Consider the following 14,241-nt stretch of genomic DNA (forward strand, 5'->3'; position numbering starts at 1 on the left):
CGATTGAGCGCTGGAGCACAGGGCCTGCGAACGGGCTGGATCGCCTTCTTCGTCACAGCGCTCACCGTCACGGTGGCGAAGCTCGCGATCGTGCTCGCCGGCGCCGATTACGACGGCGATTCGTACGCGCACGCCATGGCCGGCCGGCGCCTGTTGCTCGACCCGGCCGACATCTCGATTCACTGGGTGTGGCTGCCGCTCCTTCACGCGCTGTACGCGGCCGCGACCGCGGTGGGCGGCGGCCTGTCGACGCTCCGCTTCGTGAACGTCCTCGCGTCGAGCGCCTCGCCCCTCCTGCTCGCGTGGTTTCTCCGCGACCACCTCCGCCGCGCCTTCCCCGGCGACGCGGCCGCATCGCAGGACGCGGCCGCATCGCCGATCCCCTGGCTCGCGGGCGCGCTGCTCGCGATCGATCCGCTCTGCGTCTCGCTGGGCGTCACCGGGCAAACCGAGCCCCTGTTTCAGCTCCTCGTCCTGGGCGCCTGCGTGGCGTGCGAGCGCCGCGCCTTCGCCATCGCAGGGATCCTCTTCGGAATGGCCGCGCTCACCCGCTACGAAGCGTGGGGCCTCGTGCCCGTGCTGCTCTGGATCGCCCTCAAAGAGCCTCGCCTTCGAGCCCGCGCGATGCTCGTGGGGGCCCTGCCCGCGCTCCTGATCTCCCTGTGGTGCCTCGCGCATTTCGCCCTCACGCGCGAGCCGCTCCAGTTTCTGCGCGTCAACCGTGAGTTCGCGCAGGCCTATCTCGCGAGCGTCGGCTACTTCTGGGGCAGAGCGCCGAACCTCGCGCTCATGGCCGTGTTCTACGTCGCGATCGTCCCGGTCTCGCAGATGCTCGGGCCCGCGCACGCGATCGCGTTCGCCGGCGTGCCTCGCGGATTTCGCGTGCTGCCCCGGACGCTGCTCCTCGTGGGCGCGGCCCTCCTCGCCATCGTCACGTGGCTCTTATTGCGCGGCACGCACCTCGGACTGCCCCGCCACGCGGTGGCGATCGCGCCTCTCTTCTGCGCGCTCACCGCCGTGGGCACGATCGCGCTGGCCGATCGCGCGGCCCGCAGGCTCCCGACGATCTCCGCCGAGCGATCGCGCCAGGTCGGCGCCTTCGCCGTGCTCGCGCTCGTGCTCTTCACCCGCACGGTGCCCCGGACCCTCGAGCTCTTCGGCGCGACCCAGCACGCCTTCTCCGAGCAGGCCAGAGCCGCGGCCGCCCTGCGCGACATCGCCGCGCCCGGCGAGCCGATCTTCTGCGACGACGACAAGATCGAAGTCTTGTCGGAGCTCGGCCCCGCGCGGTTCACCCGCTCGCACATCACCGAGGTTGCGCCCCCTCACGTGCGCGATCTCGCGCAGCGCCACGGCTCGGCGCTCGTCGTCTCGCCCCTTGCGCGAGCGGCCCACCTGCCCGGCGGCCGCCCTCTGTGGAGCCACGGAGAGCTCCTCATCCTGCGCTTCGAGGCCCCGCGTTGAGCCGTATCCATCCTCGCTCCGCGGCTCCCCCCACCTCAGCCGATTCACCGCTTCTCGGCGGACTGAGCTTTCTGTATCCTCTTCCCACCACCGAGACGCAAGGAGACCCGTCATGTCGCAACATTGGAAAATTGCGGCCGTGCTGCTCGCCTTCGCGCTGCTGGATGCCGGCTGCGCGGATGCCGAGCAGGACGCCTCCTCCGGCGCGGCGAGCGGCGGATCCACCTCGGTGAGCTCTGCGTCCAGCTCGACCGGCGGAGCCTCGTCGAGCGAAGCCAGCAGCTCGTCGACAGGCCAGTCGCCCAGCAATCCGGTCGAGATCGACTGCCGCACCCCCGGGGACGGGAAGTCCACTCTGGCCTTCGTCAACAAGTGCGACCGGCCGCTCCAGTTCCTGGGGAGCCTCATCGACGGCGGGGAGCTCGACCCGGGGCAGTTCGCGTGCCGCGACGTGGGCACCAGCGAGGCGCCGCTGTCGTCGCTGCGCTACTGGGCGTATGCCGGGTCGGACCCCGGCGGGGGCCGACACACGCTGGCCGAGATGACCCTCAACACCGATTTCAACGACTTCGACTGGTACAACATCAGCCACGTGGACGCGCACAACCTCCCCATGGCGATCGTGCCCGTCGACCTGCCGGATTGCCGGACGCTATCATGCCCGGAGAGCCTGCTCGCGCTGTGCCCGGAGGTAGGTCACCACAAGGACGCGAGCGGCGCGACGATCTCCTGCGTGAGCCCCGACCGGGACGATCCCACGAACCCCGTGGCCGCGTACTTCGAAGAGCAATGCAAGGATGCGTATTCCTGGTCCGGGGACGACCAGGAGTCGATGGCCGCCTGCGCCGGGGAAGACTACGATATCGTGTTTTGCCCTTGATCTGCTCTCTCACATCCACGCTCGCCGCGCGCCCAGCGGTTCGCCACCGCAACTTCGCCCCTGGGCGACGCGGTCCTAGGGTTGCTGTTCTCCGCCCTGGGGACACGCATCCAGCGCGGCGGCGGGAGGCGCCAGAGCGACTCGGCCACGCCGAGCAGGACATAGGCGCCGATCAGCCAGACAACGACGAACGCCGGCGCCCAGCGGGCCGAGATGACCGCGCTCGAGCCGACCACGAGCGCGACCGACAGCGCGGTGCGGGCGTCGAGGCGGAGATCCTTGAACGAGCGGAACCGGAGGGTCGACACCATCAGGAGCGAGAGGAGCAGCGTCGTCGCGAGGACCGCCGGCGCACCGCCGGCGCCCCCGAGCCGCCCGTCCGCGACGCGATGCGTCATGACGATCGCGACAAGGATCCCGGCCGCGCCGGTGACGGGGAGGCCGACGATGTACCGCGGCGGCGTCGGCGATCGGCCCGCCTCCTGGCCCGCCTCCTGGATGGAGAGGACGTTGAAGCGGGCGAGCCGGATCGCGCCGCACGCCGCGAACACGAACCCGCCGAGCACGCCGGCGAGGCCGAGGCGGTGCAGCGCCCACTGGTACACGAGGACGGCCGGGGCCACGCCGAACGAGACGAGATCGGCCAGCGAGTCGAGCTGGAGCCCGAACGCGCTCTCGGTCCTGGTCATCCGCGCGACGCGGCCGTCGAGCGCGTCGAAGAGCATCGCGAACAGGATGAGGAGCGCGGCGCGCTGGAAGTCGTCGTCGGACCGCGCGGAGGCCGAGCGCCGTACCGCGTCGAAGCCGCAGAAGATGGATGACAGCGTGATCAGGGTGGGGAGGAGAAACAGCGTCTTCCTGGGGATGCGCAGCGGCCGCGGCCGCGCCGTCTCGCCGCGCGGTCGCTCGAGACCCGCCCCTTGGCCCCGTCGTGAGCTCGCGGGGCACAAGCGCTCGACGCCGGCGCCCCGTCTTCCTGGATTGAAATCTGACATGATGGCGAGGTCGGCGGGGCGCCGGCGCCGCGCGGATCTCGACCCGCGACCCGACGAGCCCGCTCGCCCGGCCTCGTAGTACACGAGGCCACGCGCCTTCAAGCCGGGAGCGCGCGCAGCCGCGCAGGCGGGAGCGCGCAGCCGCGCAGGCGGGAGCGCGCGCAGCCGCGCAGGCGCCCCCTGGCGGATCCTCGGGTCGCTAGCCCTGCAGATCGGTGCTGAGGAACACCTCGTGGATATCGATCTTGCTCGGCCCCGCGAACATCTCCTTCGGCGCGCGGTTCCGGTGCGCCTCCGCGAACGCGGGGCTCCTCGTCCAGGCGATGAAGTCGTCCATGGACTGCCACCAGGTCTTGACCTCGTAGAACCCCTGCGCGTCCGGGTCCGGGCTCCACGCGCCGGTCGCGTGGTCCAGCTTCATCGGCTTCGGCCGGTGCACCTCGTTCCGGATGAAGCCGGGCGCGCGGTCGACCAGGTGGACCCGGTTCTTGAAGCGGTCCTCGAAATCGGCCTCATGGCCCTCGGCGACGGGGATGCGGTTGGTGACGACGATCATGGCTCCTCCTTGCGGGTACCCGGGGGCCCGCGCCGGCGCGGGCGACGGCGAGCTTAGCAGCGCTCCCCCCTCTGCGGGGTCCCCGCCTCGCACGTTGCCCCCGCTCGCTGCAAATTGTCTTGGAATTTCTCAGAGCTCATCGCAATGCAGTCTGCGGCATGCAACCGGCCACGTCCGGTGTGGCGCTCGGCCGAAATTGGATTGACAGATCGGCCTTTCGGAGCCCTCATCTCGGGAGGTCCCGTCATGAACGATTCCGAGACGGCTCGCGACGTCCCGACAGGAGAGGGGCTCGACCGCTCCGAGGTCGAGGGCGTCGTGCGCCGGAACATCCAGGCGCTCTTGCAGGTACGGAAGGAGATCGAGCGGAACAAGGGCTTCCAGGAGGCCCTCGCCGACGCGATCACCGGGTTCACGGGGAGCATGACGTTCGTCTTCCTCCACGCCGTCCTCTTCGGGGGCTGGCTCGTGGTGAACACGGGCGTCGTGCCGGGCGTCAAGCCGTTCGATCCGTTCCCGTTCGTGATGCTGGCGATGATCGCGTCGGTCGAGGCGATCTTCCTCTCGACCTTCGTGCTCATCAGCCAGAACCGCATGCAGGCGCTCGCCGACAAACGCGCCGATCTCGATCTCCAGATCAACCTCCTGGCAGAGCACGAGGTCACCCGTCTCATCGAGCTCGTCGACGGCATCTCCAGGCACCTCAAGGTGCCCCGGCCCAGCGACCCGCACCTCGAGGAGCTCAAGAAGGATGTCCACCCCGAGGTGGTGCTGGAGGAGATCGAGCGCGCGCAGCGGGACGTGGCGAAGTAGTCAATACGGGCTCTCCCTAGAAAGCGCCGGTTGCGCCTGACATCGCCGTGAGGTGAGATGACGAGACCTCCACCGCCCGCAGCCCCGGCGCACCTCGCTTGTCTGGTACAGATTGGATACCGACAGCCCTGAAGACTGTCCGTGAAATCCCCGAGGGCCTTGTCGGGATTGGGACGCTCGCCAGCGTGATTGCAAGTTCGTACTGCGCGGGATCTTTTTGAATCTTTCACAAACCACTCTTGCAAGCACGTGAGTTAAATGTTAATCGGATGGCGTCCGGGGCGTCGATTATACGATGTCCGCACTGGACAGAATTGGACACGGGCGCAGCAAGCCGTCCGAGCGCGGTGCCGCTGTGAGGGCACCTCGTTATCCAGCCTAGCCTAGCCTCTTTCACTCAGGTTCGTGGCGCTTTGCCACGCATTGACGATCGACCAGAGGGATATGGCCAGTCACGTCCTCATCACCGGTGGAGCGGGGTTCATCGGCTCGCACGTCGCCGACGAGCTCCTGCGCCAGGGGTATCGCGTCCGGGCGCTCGACAACCTCAACCCCCAGGTGCACGGCCCCGAGCGCCGGCGCCCGGCTTACCTGAACCCGGAAGTCGAGCTCATCGTGGGCGACGTCCGCGACCGGAGCGCGGTGAGGTCGGCGCTGCACGGCGTGGACGTCGTGTATCACTTCGCGGCCAGGGTCGGGGTCGGACAGAGCATGTACAAGATCGAGGAGTACACCTCGGTCAACAACGTCGGCACCGCCATGCTCCTGGAAGAGGTCGCCGAGAGACCGGTCTCCCGGCTCATCGTCGCTTCCAGCATGAGCGTGTACGGCGAGGGGCTCTACCGGACCGCCTCGGGCGCGGTCCTCCCCGGCACGAGCCGCCCGCTCGATCAGCTGAAGCGCGGCGACTGGGAGGTCCGGAGCGAGGCGGGGGAGGCGCTCGTGCCCGTCCCGACCCCCGAGTCCAAGACACCGGCGCTCGAGTCGATCTATGCGCTCTCCAAGTACGACCAGGAGCGGCTCTGCCTCACGATCGGGCGCGCCTACGGCATCCCGACCGTCGCCCTCCGCTTCTTCAACGTCTACGGCCGCCGCCAGGCCCTCTCCAATCCGTACACCGGCGTCCTCGCCATCTTCGCCTCCCGGCTGCTCAACGATCGTCCGCCCCTCATCTTCGAGGACGGGCTGCAGCGGCGCGATTTCGTGAGCGTCGCCGATATCTCGCGCGCCTGCGTCCGGGTCCTCGGCGCCGACGCCGCGGTGGGCCAGGTGCTCAACATCGGCAGCGGGCGGTCGATCACCGTGCGCGAGGTCGCCGAGCTCGTCCGCAAGCTGATGGGGAAGGACCGGATCGACCCCGAGATCACCGGGAAATCGCGGCTGGGCGACGTCCGGCACTGCTTCGCGGACATCAGCGCGGCGCAGCGCAAGATCGGGTATGAACCCCAGGTCACCCTCGAGGACGGGCTGCGCGATCTCGCCGGCTGGCTCGAGGGGCAGGTCGCGAATGACGCTGTCGCCCAGGCCCGCGCCGAGCTGGAGTCCCGGGGGCTCACGGTATGAGCGCCGTGGCTCGCGATTCCAGCGGCGCGGCCGGGGAGCCGGCGCGCCAGGCGCTGATCACCGGCGGCGCCGGCTTCATCGGGTCGAACGTGGCCCACCGCCTGCTCCTCGCGGGAGAGTCGGTGATCCTCTTCGACAACCTCTCGCGGCCCTCCGTGGCGCGCAACGTGGACTGGCTGAAGCGGGTCCACGGCGACCGCGTCACGCTGATCACCGGCGACGTGCGCGACGCCGGCGCGGTCGCCGATGCGGTCCGGCGCGCCTCCAGCGTCTTCCATTTCGCCGCCCAGGTCGCGGTGACCACCAGCCTGGTCCAGCCGGTGGAGGACTTCGAGATCAACGCCCGGGGGACGCTCAATGTCCTCGAGGCGATCCGCGCAGAGAGCGCCCCGCCGCCGCTCCTCTTCACGTCCACCAACAAGGTGTACGGCGGCCTCCCCGACGTCCCGCTCCGGTGCAGGGATCGGCACCATGAGCCCGAGGACCCGGAGCTCCGCGCCTCCGGGATCTCGGAGGCCCGCCCGCTCGACTTCCACAGCCCGTACGGGTGCTCGAAGGGCACGGCGGACCAGTACGTGATCGATTACGCCCGCACCTTCGGGCTCCCCGCGGCGGTGTTCCGGATGAGCTGTATCTACGGACCTCGCCAGTTCGGGACCGAGGACCAGGGGTGGGTCGCTCATTTCCTCCTCCAGGCGCTCCGGCGCGAGCCGATCGCCCTCTACGGCGACGGGATGCAGGTCCGGGACGTGCTGTTCATCGACGATCTCGTCGACGCCTTCCTCCTCGCCCGCAAGAACATCCGGCAGATCTCCGCGTCGGCGTTCAACATCGGCGGGGGCCCGGAGAACACCCTCAGCCTGCTCGAGCTGCTCGATCTCATCGAGGAGCTCGACGGCAAGCGCCCCGCGACCGGCTTCGAGGCGTGGCGGCCGGGGGATCAACGCTACTACGTCTCGGATTGCCGCCGATTCAACGCCGTGACGGGGTGGTGGCCGCGCGTCCAGTCCCGCGAGGGCGTGCGCAAGCTGTACGGCTGGCTGCGGGAGATGCACGGCGCCGGCAAGGCCGCCGCCGGCCAGGCGACCGAGGAGCTCTGCATGGAGGGCGCCGGGTGAGATTCGCGCTCATCAACCCGCCCTGGAGCTTCGAGGGAAGCATCTACTTCGGCTGCCGCGAGCCCCACCTGCCCCTCGAGTACGGCTACGCCAGGGCGCTGCTCGAGGCCGCGGGGCACGAGGCGACGATCGTCGACGCCCAGGCCCGGAATCTGTCGCAGGACGCCGTCCGCGACGAGGTGGCCGCGCTCCGCCCCGACGCCATCGTGGTGACCACCGCGCCGAGCTACCTCTTCTGGCGCTGCGCCCCGCCCGAGCTGCGCGTCCCCCAGCAGACGCTCCACGCGCTGCGCGACCTGCCGGGCCTCCGGTTCGCCGTGGGCCCCCACGCCTCCACCACCCCCCGCGCCACCCTGCGCAAGCTCGCTGTCGACGCGGTGGTGATGGGCGAGTGCGAGGAGGTGCTCGTGCAGCTCGCCGAGCTTCCCCCCCGCGCGCGGTGGGGCGAGATCGCCTCGATCGCGTACGTGGAAGGCGACGAGGCGCGCGTCCAGGGCGGGCCGCACGCGTCCGACATGGGCCGGCTCCCGGCCCTCCGCTGGGACGAGGCGACGGTCGCGCGCCACGCCCACCACCACCACCGCTTCGACACCACGCCGGTCGGGCCGGGCGCCGAGGTCGAGGCGTCCCGAGGGTGCCCGTACCACTGCACCTTCTGCGCGAAGGACAACTTCCGCGATCGCTACCGCAAGCGCCTTCTCCCGGCGCTCCTCGACGAGCTCGATGGGCTCATCGCGCAGGGCGTCCGTTACGTCTATTTCATCGACGAGATCTTCCTCCCCGACCGCCCGCTGCTCGAGGCGCTCGTGGATCGCCCGGTGTCGTTCGGCGTCCAGATGCGCATCGACAACTGGAACCGAGAGTCGCTCGATCTGCTCGGGAAAGCGGGGTGCGTCTCGATCGAGGCGGGGGTGGAGAGCATCACGACGGAGGGGAGGAGCCTCCTTGCGAAGCACTGCAAGCTCTCGACCGAGCAGCTCAGCGAGCTCCTGATCCACGCCAAGAAGAGCGTCCCCTTCGTCCAGGCGAACCTGATCCAGTCGCGGACCGACGACCCGGCGGACGTCACCGCCTTCCGGGAGCGGCTCCGGCGGCACGGGGTGTGGGCGAACGAGCCGGTGCCGATGTTCCCCTACCCGGGCTCGCCCGATTACACGATGCGCTGGGGCAGCCCCGACGATCAGGCGTGGGAGCGCTCGGTCACGCACTACCTCGATCAGTTCGACCACTTCAGCGACCTCCAGGAGAGCCGCCCTCTCCCGCTCTCGGAGCTGGAGCTCGCCGCGCCCGGCCATGGTTGACGCCCTGCGCGCCCCCGGCTCCGTCCTGATGACCGCCGACACGGTCGGCGGCGTCTTCTCCTATGCGATCGAGCTCGCGCGCGCGCTCGCGAAGCGCGGGGTCCGGACGTCGCTCGCCACGATGGGCGGGCCGCTCTCGGCGCCCCAGCGCGAGGCCGCCGGCCGCGTGCCCGGGCTCTCGGTCGTCGAGAGCTCCTTCCAGCTCGAGTGGATGGATGATCCCTGGGACGACGTCGCGCGCGCCGGGGACTGGCTCCTTGCGGTCGAGGAGCGCGTCCGCCCGGACGTGATCCACCTGAACGGCTACGCGCACGGCGCCCTCGGCTTTCGCGCCCCGAAGCTCGTGGTGGCCCACTCGTGCGTCCTCTCCTGGTGGGCCGCCGTCCTCGGCGGGGAGGCGCCGCCGCAGTACGATCGCTACCGCCGCGAGGTGGCCCGCGGGCTCGCCGCCGCGTCGGCGGTCGTGGCGCCGACCCAGGCGATGCTCGACGCCCTCGTGCGCCATCACAGCGCGCTCGCGTCCTTCCGGGGCGCCCGGACGGTGGTGATCCCCAACGCCGTCGATCCCGACCGGTTCGCCCCGCGCCCGAAGGAAGAGCTCCTCCTCGCGGTCGGGCGGCTCTGGGACCAGGCCAAGAACATCGCGGCCCTCGGCGAGGTGGCCCCTCACCTGCCCTGGCCCATCCAGGTGGCCGGGAGCGACGTCCACCCCGGCGGGGGCGCGCGGCCGATCCCGTCGCTGCATCCTCTCGGCGTGCTCTCGCCGTCCGGCGTCGCCGCCGCGCTCGCCCGCGCGTCGATCTACGCGCATCCGGCCCGCTACGAGCCCTTCGGCCTGTCGGTCCTGGAGGCGGCGCTCTCCGGCTGCGCCCTGGTCCTGGGCGACATCCCCAGCCTGCGCGAGGTCTGGCGGGACGCGTCCCTCTACGTGGATCCCGGCGACACAGGGGCCCTCCGGAGCGCGCTCCAGGCGCTCATCGACGATCCCGGCAGGCGCCAGGAGATGGCGTCCCGCGCCCGCGCCCGCGCCTTCGACTTCTCGCCGCGGCGGATGGCCCGGAGCTACCTGCATCTCTACGGCGAGCTCCTCCGGGGCGGCTCCAGGAACAAGCGCTCGCCGGCGCGCGAGACGCCGCATGCGGCCGCCGCGGGAGACGAGTGAGCCATGCGCATCGCCCTGTTCTGCCACTCGCTGCTGTCCGACTGGAACCACGGGAACGCGCACTTCCTCCGGGGCGTGGTCACCGAGCTCGCCGAGCGCGGGCACGAGATCCTCGTCTTCGAGCCGCGGGACGCGTGGAGCCTCCAGAACCTCGTCGCCGATCACGGCGAGGCCCCGCTGCGCGAGGTGCGGGAGGTCTACCCGCACGTCGACCCGATCCGCTACGACCTCGCCTCGCTCGACCTGGACGAGGCGCTCGAGGGCGCCGCGCTGGTGATCGTCCACGAGTGGAGCGAGCCCGAGCTGGTCGCCCGCATCGGCGCCCACCGGACGGGCGCGTCGTACCGGCTGCTCTTCCACGACACGCACCACCGGTCGGTCACCGACCCCGGGGCCATGGCCCGCTACGACCTCACCCATTACGACGGCGTCCTCGCCTTCGGCCGGGTGATCCGCGACATCTACCTCGAGCGCCGCTGGGCCCGCCGGGCGTTCATCTGGCACGAGGCCGCCGACACCCGGGTCTTCCGCCCGCGCCGCGAGCTCCAGCCCGAGCGCGATCTCGTGTGGATCGGCAACTGGGGCGACGAGGAGCGCACCCGCGAGCTCGACGAGTTCCTGATCGGCCCGGCGCGCGCCCTCGGCCTCTCCGCCCGCGTGCACGGCGTGCGCTACCCCGAGCACGCCCGCGCCGCGCTCGAGGCGGCCGGGATCGAGCACCGCGGCTGGCTCCCCAACCACCGCGCGCCCGACGCGTTCGCGCGGGCGCGGGTGACCGTCCACGTGCCGAGGCGGCCCTACGTCGCGTCGCTCCCGGGCATCCCGACCATCCGGCCGTTCGAGGCCATGGCGTGCGCCATCCCGCTCGTCTGCTCCCCGTGGAGCGACGCGGAAGCGCTGTTCTCGCCCGGGCTCGACTACCTCGTCGCGCGGGACAGCGCGGAGATGAAGAAGCACCTCGCGGCCCTCCTCGCCGAGCCCGCCTTGGCCGCCGAGCTGGCGGAGCGGGGGCGCAGGACGGTCCTCGCCCGCCACACCTGCGCTCACCGCGTCAACGAGCTCCTCTGCATCTCGGCCGACCTCGGCATCGAGGTCGATCGCACCGTGCCCGCCGTCACAACCCAGCGAGCCACGTCATGAACCGACGCAACCGACACCCGACCTCGAGTCGACAGCTCGACATCGCCTTCTTCGGATCGAGCCTCGTTTCCGCCTACTGGAACGGAGCCGCCACCTACTACCGCGGCATCCTCCGCGCCCTCGCCGCGCGAGGGCACCGGGTCACCTTCCACGAGCCGGACGCCTACGACCGGCAGAAGCACCGCGACATCGAGGACCCGCCGTGGGCCCGCGTGGTTGTCTACTCCGGCACGGATGCCGCCGAGCCCAGGCGGCTCGTCGAGCAGGCGAGGGGCGCCGACGTGGTCGTCAAGGCCAGCGGCGTCGGCGTCTTCGACGAGCTCCTGGAGGCCGAGGTCGCCGCGCTCGAGCGGCCGGGGCTGACGACCGTCTTCTGGGACGTCGACGCCCCGGCCACGCTCGAGCGGGTCCGCACGAGCCCGTCGGACCCGTTCCGCGCCCAGATCCCGCGCTACAGCCTCGTCTTCACCTACGGCGGCGGCGACCCCGTGGTGCGCGGCTACGAGGCGCTCGGCGCCCGGCGCTGCGCGCCGATCTACAACGCGCTCGACCCCGATACGCACTTCGAAACTGCGCCAAGTCCTCGATTCGATTGCGATTTTGCGCTCCTCGCCAATCGCCTCCCGGACCGGGAGCGGCGCGTGGAGGAGTTCTTCCTGCGGCCCGCGGCCGCGCTCCCCGAGCTCCGGTTCCTGCTCGGCGGCAGCGGCTGGCGGGACAAGGCGATGCCCCCGAACGTCCGGTACGTCGGGCACGTCTACACCGCCGATCACAACGCCTTCAACGCGAGCGCCCGCGCGGTGCTGAACGTGGCCCGCGACAGCATGGCGTCGGTGGGATTCTCCCCGGCGACCCGGGTCTTCGAGGCCGCGGGCGCGGCCGCGTGCCTCATCACCGACGCATGGGACGGGATCGAGCTCTTCCTCGAGCCCGAGCGCGAGGTGCTTGTCGCCAGGAGCGGCGACGAGGTCGCGGAGATCCTCCGGGCGCTCACGCCCGCGCGGGCCCGCGCCATCGGCCAGGCGGCGAAGCAGCGCGTGCTGGCCGAGCACACCTACGCGGAGCGGGCGAAGCAGGTCGAAGTGCTGCTGGCCCGCCCCGACGACGCAACCCTCACCGCGGTCGCACCGTGAAGCCCATCTCCTTCGTTTTCCTGGGCCTGTCGATCACCTCGTCGTGGGGCAACGGCCACGCGACGACCTACCGCGGGCTCCTCAAGCGGCTGGCGCAGCGCGGGCACCGCGTGCTGTTCCTCGAGCGGGACCTCTGGTTCTACGCGGAGAACCGCGATCTGCCGCGCCCGCCGTACGGCCGGACCGAGCTCTACCAGGGGCTCGACGACCTCCGCGCGCGCTTCGGGGACGCGGTGCGCGACGCGGACATGGTGGTCGTCGGCTCCTACGTGCCCGATGGGGTCGAGGTCGGCGCCTGGGTGACGGAGGCGGCGCGCGGGAAGACCGCCTTCTACGACATCGACACGCCGGTGACGCTCAGGAAGCTCGATCGGGGCGACACAGAGTACCTGTCTCCGGCGCTGATCCCGCGCTACGACCTGTACCTCTCGTTCACCGGCGGCCCCACGCTCGAGAGGCTCGAGCGCCGCTACGGGGCGAAACGGGCGCGACCGCTCTACTGCTCCGTGGATCCGGACGAGTATTTCCCGGAGCGCATCTCGCCCCGGTGGGATCTCGGTTATCTCGGCACCTACAGCCCCGATCGCCAGCCCACGCTGGATCGGCTCCTGGTCGAGCCGGCGCGCCGCTGGGCGCAGGGCCGCTTCGCGGTGGCGGGGCCGCAGTACCCGGCGGACATCGACTGGCCGGCGAACGTCGACAGGACGGCTCACATCCCGCCGGGCGAGCACCGCGGCTTCTACGGCGCGCAGCGCTTCACGCTCAACGTCACGCGGCGGGACATGCTCGAGGCGGGGTACTCCCCCAGCGTGCGCCTCTTCGAGGCGGCGGCCTGCGGCGTGCCGGTGATCAGCGACGACTGGCCGGGGCTCGCCGAGCTCTTCGAGCCGGGCAAGGAGATCCTCGTGGCCCGCTCCCCGGAGGAGGCGCTCCGCCTGCTCCGCGAGCTCCCGGAGCGGGAGCGGATCGCGATCGGGCAGCGGGCGCGCGAGCGCGTGCTCGCCCGGCACACCGCGGCGCACCGCGCCGAGGCGCTGGAGAGATACGCCCGGGAGCTCCTCGAGGAGCAGGGAAAGGAGGTCAGAGAGACATGAGCGCTGCGCTGCGCATCCTGGTGACCGGGGGCGCCGGCTTCGTCGGCTCCCACCTTTGTGATCGGCTGATCCGCGACGGCCACGAGGTCGTCGCGCTCGACGATCTCTCGACCGGATCCCACGTCAACGTCGCCCACCTCCTTCCCCATCGCCGCTTCCGGCTGGTGGAGCACGACGTCACCCGACCGTACGACGTCGAGGTCGACCGCATCTACAACCTCGCCTCGCCGGCGAGCCCACCCCATTACCAGCGCGATCCGGTGCGGACCACGCTGGTCAACGTGGTCGGCACGTTCCACGCGCTGAAGCTCGCCGAGGGCCGCGGGGCGCGGGTCTTCCAGGCGTCGACGAGCGAGGTTTACGGAGATCCCGAGGTCCACCCGCAGCCGGAGAGCTACAGGGGCTCGGTGAACCCGGTCGGGATCCGCTCGTGTTACGACGAGGGGAAGCGCTGCGCCGAGTCGCTGGTGATGGACTTCCACCGTCGTCACGGCGTCGAGGTGCGGCTGGCGCGGATCTTCAACACCTACGGTCCGCGGATGGCGCTCGACGACGGGCGCGTGGTGTCGAACTTCATCGTCCAGGCGCTCCGGGGCGAGGATCTGACGGTCTACGGCGCCGGCGCCCAGACCCGGAGCTTCTGTTACGTCGACGATCTCGTCGAGGGGATCGTCCGGCTGATGGAGCACCCCACCGAGACGGGCCCCGTGAACCTCGGTAACCCCGAGGAGTTCACGGTGCTGGAGCTCGCCGAGGAGGTGATTCACCTGACCGCGAGCCGGAGCCGGATCGCGTTCCGCCCGCTGCCGCAGGACGATCCGCGGCAGCGGCAGCCGGTCATCGATCACGCGAAGCGGGTGCTCGGGTTCGAGCCGAAGGTGCCGCTGCGGGTGGGTCTGCGCCGGACGATCGAGGGTTTCCGGAGCGGGCTCGGGCTGGGCCGTCACGCGCCTGCGCTGGCGGGGCCGGAGAGCGACACGCCGTTGCCCCGGGCCGCCAACGGCTGAGCTGGATCGAGCGAG

The 14,241-nt window shown here is 71.0% G+C and carries 13 protein-coding genes; 11 read left to right on the forward strand and 2 right to left on the reverse strand.

The window, feature by feature from the left end; genetic code table 11:
- The first annotated feature begins 3 nt into the window (after positions 1-3).
- Together WMF36_RS35805 and WMF36_RS35810 are read left to right on the forward strand one after the other, a co-directional pair.
- Positions 4-1,464, forward strand: a complete 1,461-nt coding sequence (locus tag WMF36_RS35805; RefSeq protein WP_437575303.1) for a hypothetical protein — start codon at positions 4-6, stop codon at positions 1,462-1,464.
- A 112-nt stretch (positions 1,465-1,576) separates the two neighbouring features.
- Positions 1,577-2,344, forward strand: coding sequence for a thaumatin family protein (locus WMF36_RS35810; protein ID WP_437575304.1), 768 nt, complete (start codon positions 1,577-1,579; stop codon positions 2,342-2,344).
- Here the strand turns inward: WMF36_RS35810 and pssA are convergent.
- Complete coding sequence (gene pssA / locus WMF36_RS35815) at positions 2,320-3,339, reverse strand: CDP-diacylglycerol--serine O-phosphatidyltransferase (protein ID WP_437575305.1); 1,020 nt, start codon at positions 3,337-3,339, stop codon at positions 2,320-2,322. The genes WMF36_RS35810 and pssA overlap by 25 nt on opposite strands.
- A 199-nt stretch (positions 3,340-3,538) precedes the next feature.
- Positions 3,539-3,895, reverse strand: a complete 357-nt coding sequence (locus WMF36_RS35820; RefSeq protein WP_437480252.1) for an antibiotic biosynthesis monooxygenase family protein — start codon at positions 3,893-3,895, stop codon at positions 3,539-3,541.
- A 246-nt stretch (positions 3,896-4,141) separates the two neighbouring features.
- Between WMF36_RS35820 and WMF36_RS35825 the strand changes: the two genes are divergently transcribed.
- From WMF36_RS35825 to WMF36_RS35865, 9 genes are all read left to right on the forward strand, one after another.
- Entirely contained in the window at positions 4,142-4,708 is a 567-nt protein-coding gene (locus tag WMF36_RS35825; RefSeq protein ID WP_437575306.1) for a DUF1003 domain-containing protein, read from the forward strand.
- Between the two features lie 444 nt (positions 4,709-5,152).
- A complete protein-coding gene (locus tag WMF36_RS35830; RefSeq protein WP_437575307.1) occupies positions 5,153-6,271 on the forward strand; it encodes an NAD-dependent epimerase/dehydratase family protein in 1,119 nt (372 codons plus the stop codon).
- Positions 6,268-7,389 (forward strand): SDR family NAD(P)-dependent oxidoreductase, encoded by a 1,122-nt coding sequence (locus WMF36_RS35835; RefSeq protein WP_437575308.1) that lies wholly within the window; start codon positions 6,268-6,270, stop codon positions 7,387-7,389. The genes WMF36_RS35830 and WMF36_RS35835 overlap by 4 nt, the downstream gene beginning before the upstream one ends.
- Complete coding sequence (locus tag WMF36_RS35840) at positions 7,386-8,690, forward strand: TIGR04295 family B12-binding domain-containing radical SAM protein (RefSeq protein WP_437575309.1); 1,305 nt, start codon at positions 7,386-7,388, stop codon at positions 8,688-8,690. Before WMF36_RS35835 ends, WMF36_RS35840 begins: the two co-directional genes overlap by 4 nt.
- Positions 8,683-9,852 carry a glycosyltransferase family 4 protein gene (locus WMF36_RS35845; RefSeq protein WP_437575310.1) on the forward strand — a complete coding sequence of 390 codons (1,170 nt, stop codon included), beginning with the start codon at positions 8,683-8,685 and terminating at the stop codon, positions 9,850-9,852. The genes WMF36_RS35840 and WMF36_RS35845 overlap by 8 nt, the downstream gene beginning before the upstream one ends.
- Before the next feature lie 3 nt (positions 9,853-9,855).
- Positions 9,856-10,992: a CgeB family protein gene (locus tag WMF36_RS35850; RefSeq protein WP_437575311.1), complete on the forward strand. Its 1,137-nt coding sequence runs from the start codon at positions 9,856-9,858 to the stop codon at positions 10,990-10,992.
- Positions 10,989-12,125, forward strand: coding sequence for a CgeB family protein (locus WMF36_RS35855; protein ID WP_437575312.1), 1,137 nt, complete (start codon positions 10,989-10,991; stop codon positions 12,123-12,125). Before WMF36_RS35850 ends, WMF36_RS35855 begins: the two co-directional genes overlap by 4 nt.
- Entirely contained in the window at positions 12,122-13,219 is a 1,098-nt protein-coding gene (locus WMF36_RS35860; protein WP_437575313.1) for a CgeB family protein, read from the forward strand. The genes WMF36_RS35855 and WMF36_RS35860 overlap by 4 nt, the downstream gene beginning before the upstream one ends.
- Entirely contained in the window at positions 13,216-14,226 is a 1,011-nt protein-coding gene (locus WMF36_RS35865; RefSeq protein ID WP_437575314.1) for a UDP-glucuronic acid decarboxylase family protein, read from the forward strand. Before WMF36_RS35860 ends, WMF36_RS35865 begins: the two co-directional genes overlap by 4 nt.
- Positions 14,227-14,241 lie beyond the last annotated feature (15 nt).

It is taken from the genome of Sorangium sp. So ce887 (assembly GCF_051521455.1).
Classification (GTDB): domain Bacteria; phylum Myxococcota_A; class Polyangia; order Polyangiales; family Polyangiaceae; genus Sorangium.